We start from the raw sequence: 5,069 nt of genomic DNA, 5'->3' as shown, positions 1-5,069 counted from the left end.
ACTCAATCCTCTTTTCGCCATCAGATTGATTACTGCTGCGAGTTATTGCATCCCTATTTAGGCTTAGATTTGCGAAATCTACTTTATCTTCCCCCACTCCCCACTCCCCACTCCCCACCCACTACTCATGTCCTTACCCTCCTCCCTAGCGCGTCGTTCGTTCCACTATGCCTGGATCGTAGCTGGTTTAACATTCTTAGCATTGCTAGTAGCAGCCGGAATTCGCTCTGCTCCTGGAGTTTTTATAGTGCCTCTCGAACAGGAGTTTGGCTGGAGTAGAGCAACTATATCTTTGGCAATCTCCATTAACTTAGTACTCTACGGACTGATTGGCCCTTTTGCTGCCACAGTTATGGAGCGGATCGGCATTCGCCGGATGATGGTGTTCTCACTTGCTGTCATTGCTCTCGGTGTCGGTTTAACTACTTTGATGTCAGCCTCCTGGCAGCTAGTTTTGCTGTGGGGTGTAGTTGTCGGTTGTGGTAGCGGAGTTATCGCCCTGGTTTTGGGTGCTATTGTTGTCAATCGCTGGTTTTTTGAAAAGCGGGGTTTAGTTCTGGGCATCCTGACTGCCAGTACTGCGACGGGGCAACTAGTGTTTCTGCCGATGCTGGCCTCAGTAGCCGATCGCTTTGGATGGCGAACTGCGGCTCTGATTCTCACTGGTGCAGCACTTCTAATTATTCCAGCGATCGCTATTTTTATGCGCGATCGTCCGGTGGATGTCGGTTTGCGACCCTTTGGCGACAACAGCGAAACTGTGGAAGTGTTACAGCCTAGAGCAAATTCCATCGCTTCCACTCTTAACGCCCTCTGGCTGGGAATGCGTAATCGAGACTTCTGGCTGTTATTTGGTAGCTTTTTTATCTGTGGTGCAAGCACAAATGGGTTAATTGGTACTCATCTGATTCCTGCTTGTATTGACCACGGTATCCCTGAAGTCAAGGCTGCTGGTCTTTTGGCAATCATGGGACTATTCGATTTTTTTGGAACTACTATGTCCGGTTGGCTATCTGATCGCTATAACAATCGCTACTTATTGTTTTGGTACTACGGGCTACGGGGTTTGTCTTTGATTTTTTTGCCCTTCAGTTTCAACTTTTCCTTCTATGGACTTTCTATTTTCGCCGTCTTCTATGGACTTGATTGGATTGCCACTGTACCACCAACAGTCCGTCTTGTTGCCAACGTCTTCGGTAAAGAAAATGTCGGCGTGATGTTCGGTTGGATTGTAGCAGGACACCAGCTCGGTGCAGCCACAGCAGCATTCGGAGCCGGAGTGTTGAGAACTTGGACAGGTAGTTATTTACAAGCGTTTATTTTATCAGGCGTTCTCTGTCTGATTGCCGCAGTTTGTGTACTGCAAATTGGTCAAAGTCCTGGCAAAACAGATGCACAGTTAGCTATCTCTAAATAAAGGAGTTTATGAATATTGCTTTAGTAACATTTGATGGTTTCAACGAGATCGACACCTTTGTGACATTGACGATTCTTAACCGGATCAAGCAATGGAACTGGAAAGTTCAGATTGTCAGCCCCACCAAACAAGTTACCTCAATGAATGCGATCGCTATTCAGGCACAACAACCTTTAGAATTTGCTAACAACGCAGATGTTGTATTGTTCGGTAGTGGTATCCATACGCGGGAGGTTGTTCAAAATGCAGGAATTATTTCCGCATTTCAGCTTGATCCTACACAGTAACTCATTGGATCGCAATGCTCTGGCGCATTAATTCTCGCACATCTGGGGTAACTTTTCACTCTCCCCCCATTTGATTGATACCTGTGGGGCGATAAAATTTGGGTAACATCCGTATAGTAAACTGGGTATAAAGTCATGGGAAAGCATATTGCGCTTTTGTAATTCCTATGAATCGCCAAATTGGGAAAGAGCGATCGCTCAAGCGATCGCTTCAACAATACTTGCGGGGCATTGCTGGAGGGCTGATATTCAGTTTGCCCCTACTCTACACGATGGAGGTATGGCGAGCTAACTTTACCATGCCTCCCTTGGGCTTACTCATCTACGTTCTTGCCACCTTCACCCTGCTACTGGGATACAACCGCTATGGCGGTCTGCGGTGCAATGCCAGTTCTGTTGAGGTGGCGGTTGATTCCGTCGAAGAGATGGGACTGGGTTTGCTGATCGCCGCAGTTGTTCTCTGGCTGCTGGGTCAGATCACCTTCGGCATGACGCTCAACGAAATCGTCAGCAAAATCCTCATTGAAGCGATGACCGTTGCGATCGGCGTTTCCGTTGGTACTGCTCAACTGGGTGGTGGTGAGGGCGATCAAAAGGGTGATACAGGCATGGAAAATGACTCAGAGCCAAAGCCGTTTCTCACACAAAACAAGGGCGAATTTGGTGGACAATTGACGATCGCTGTCTGTGGTGCCGTCCTCTTTGCTAACAACGTAGCACCGACGGAAGAAATTGTGATTATTGCTAGCGAAACCGCCTCAGAGAGACTGCTAGGTTTGGCACTCTTCTCGATGCTCGTGGGCGCACTCATACTCTTTTATAGCGACTTCACAAGCACGCGGCGGCTTAACCAGACCAGCGGCATTAAGACCCTCGTCTTTGGTATTGTTGTGACATATGCGATCGCACTGCTCACCTCCGCTGTAATTCTCTGGTTCTATGGGCGCTTTGACGGTATGGCACCCATCATTTGCCTAGCAGAAATGGTCGTTCTGGGACTGCCTGCTACACTGGGCGCTGCTGCTGGGAGGCTATTACTGCAATGAAAAACCTGCAAAAGAATTGGCTAGAGTGGATCGTCTTTGCCGCTAGTCTCGTCCTCGTGGCGAGTACGCTGGGGTATCTGGTTTACGATGCAGCCACGTCAGGTAATGCACCGCCCAGTATCGAGTTTCATCTGGGTACACCGCGGCCGCAACTAAACTACTTCCTTGTTCCTGTGTCAGTAACTAATCGTGGCGACAAGACAGCTGAAGGTGTCCATATTGAAGTCGTCCTCGAAAACGACGGTAAGGAACAAGAGAGTCGTGAATTGGCGATCGCTTTACTTGCGCGCCACTCCACCCGTGAAGGTTGGGTGACATTTCAAACTGACCCACGTACCGGACAACAGTTGCAGGCACGGGTTCTGAGCTTTGAAAAACCTTAACCTTTGAGTAGTTCCCAGTCCCCAATCCCTTGAACCTAACACTCCTAGCAAACTTAACAACGCTAATTTGATTCTCTTAATTGCAAAACTTCACTCTTCTTTGTGACGAGATAATGCTTGAATATCAGCACGCAAAGCGGCAATCTCAGCATGGAGAGCTTTGATAGATTTAGCACCTGCGATCTCTGCTGAGTCATTTTCGGCATCTCGACCTAAAAAGAATGTAGCGATCGCCGCAGTCAAGTAGCCAAATACAGCGAAAGCATACAGCGCTAAAATGAAGCAAAGCACTCGCCCTTCTGGAGTCTGCGGCCAGTATTCTGATCCGAGTGTGGTCATGAGCATAGCCGTCCACCATAGCGCGGTGCCGTAGTCGTTCAGACCACTCCCATTCGGGGTATTGCTTTCAAACGTATACATCCCTGCGGCTCCCACTAGGGTAATAACTAGCGTTAGCGCCACAACGTAGCCAAAACCGCGACGACCTAAGCTTGCACTTAGCGATCGCATACCCCGATTAGTACGTGTCAGCACACGTACTAACTGAATTCCCCGGCTAGCTCGTGCCGTACTTAACACTCGTAATACACGTGTAAGTCGGAAAATGCGTAATGCTGGTAAGATGAGGGCGATCGCAGTTAACCAATTACTTTTGAAATAAACCAACTTGCGTGGAGCCAGAGTAAATTTGAGCGTAAACTCTAATATAAAAATTATCCAAATCACTGTTCCAAGAACTTCGAGCAACGGACTTAAACCCCAGATCAACTCGATAACAAACAGCGCCAGCCACGCCAAGCCGAGCAGCAGCATTGGCGTTTCCATCCAGTCTTCAATCTGTTGCAAAACCTCGCGTCGTTCTTGATTAAGTGCCTGTTTTTCAGGTGTGCTCAGGTTGTTCATTCTATTACTGATCCAGCCACTCAAGTAGACCAAGTGAAGTGACGCCTCCTACTAAGTGAGAGCCAATCAAATTGACATTTGCTAACACTACTAAAATATCCAAAGAGCGAATAACATTTTGTCGGTTATAAACTGCTATTCCTTGAGGCTCGGCTAAAGCTTTTGCTAGTAATACTACAACGCTTACTTCAGATGCCAAGAAAGCTAATAACAATCCTACTAAGCTAACAATTAGTCCAATTTGTAAGACTTGGATTATATCTTCTCGCCTGGGATGTAGGTCACTATTGGGTAATTGTAAAAGTTTTGCCAATTGTCTGTAGCGGAAAGACCAATACACTCTAAAGCACAGTACTAAAATCCCAACAATAGCTAAAAATATACCAAAACCAATGCCTGCATTACCTGTTTGAACGCCGATATTACGACTAACCATCGCAAACAACAAAGCAATTGCAGAAATAGCACCTAATCCTAACTGTATCCAGAAGCCAAATCGGCTGACTATGCGAAAAGTAGCAGCGAATTTTTGTTTAGTTGGTGTTGACAAGTAGGAACCTAATTGATTTGACATATTCATCTACCCTGAGAATTAAAAAAATGGTTTATTGCAAAAAGAATTGTTACTTAGCTGCAACCGCTGTAATTGTTCTGGTTTAACTGTGAGAGTTTGATTTATTCCATTACGATTAACTTTAATGTAACTTTTCACTGTCCCTCCATTTTATGAATATCTGTGGGGCAATGCACTTTGAGCAGCACGCGTATGGTATTGAAACTTGTCGTCTGAGGAAAATTGATCTTTGGAATTATATTGCTCAAGTTCTTACTCAAGCTCGTAAGGGTATCAAATGTTCGCCCATTCCTCTTGCTTCTTAATTTATGAGAAGAATTCAGAACTCAGGAGTCAGAAAAAAGCCATGAATTCTGTACGAGTGGGTGATGAATATTGGTTAAAACCTCGCCCCTGGTGGGCGAAACTAAAATAAATATTTTTCGTAATCAAAACTGTATCCCCTTGTGGGTAGAGTTT

The 5,069-nt window shown here is 46.1% G+C and carries 6 protein-coding genes; 4 read left to right on the top strand and 2 right to left on the bottom strand.

From position 1 onward, the window contains the following. Positions 1–127: 127 nt before the first annotated feature. The 4 genes from LC574_RS25990 to LC574_RS25975 all read left to right on the top strand — a co-directional run bounded on the left by LC574_RS25990 (position 128) and on the right by LC574_RS25975 (position 3,133). Complete coding sequence (locus LC574_RS25990) at positions 128–1,417, top strand: MFS transporter (RefSeq protein WP_229456420.1); 1,290 nt, start codon at positions 128–130, stop codon at positions 1,415–1,417. Positions 1,418–1,425: 8 nt separating this feature from the next. After that, a complete protein-coding gene (locus LC574_RS25985; RefSeq protein WP_229456419.1) occupies positions 1,426–1,704 on the top strand; it encodes a hypothetical protein in 279 nt (92 codons plus the stop codon). Positions 1,705–1,871: 167 nt separating this feature from the next. Further along, positions 1,872–2,750: a TIGR02587 family membrane protein gene (locus LC574_RS25980; RefSeq protein ID WP_229456418.1), complete on the top strand. Its 879-nt coding sequence runs from the start codon at positions 1,872–1,874 to the stop codon at positions 2,748–2,750. A gap of 56 nt (positions 2,751–2,806) precedes the next feature. Continuing rightward, entirely contained in the window at positions 2,807–3,133 is a 327-nt protein-coding gene (locus tag LC574_RS25975) for a hypothetical protein (protein ID WP_229456417.1), read from the top strand. A gap of 90 nt (positions 3,134–3,223) precedes the next feature. Here LC574_RS25975 and LC574_RS25970 read toward each other — a convergent pair whose 3' ends face one another. Both LC574_RS25970 and LC574_RS25965 read right to left on the bottom strand, forming a co-directional pair. Beyond that, positions 3,224–4,036 carry an ion transporter gene (locus LC574_RS25970; RefSeq protein ID WP_229456416.1) on the bottom strand — a complete coding sequence of 271 codons (813 nt, stop codon included), beginning with the start codon at positions 4,034–4,036 and terminating at the stop codon, positions 3,224–3,226. Positions 4,037–4,040: 4 nt separating this feature from the next. Further along, entirely contained in the window at positions 4,041–4,610 is a 570-nt protein-coding gene (locus tag LC574_RS25965) for a DUF3611 family protein (RefSeq protein ID WP_229456415.1), read from the bottom strand. Between the last annotated feature and the right edge of the window lie 459 nt (positions 4,611–5,069).

The sequence above is a fragment of the Nostoc sp. CHAB 5715 genome (genome assembly GCF_020829685.1).
GTDB lineage: Bacteria > Cyanobacteriota > Cyanobacteriia > Cyanobacteriales > Nostocaceae > Nostoc.
Note: the sequence above shows the minus strand (reverse complement) of the source record. Positions and strands in the feature narration are given on the sequence as shown.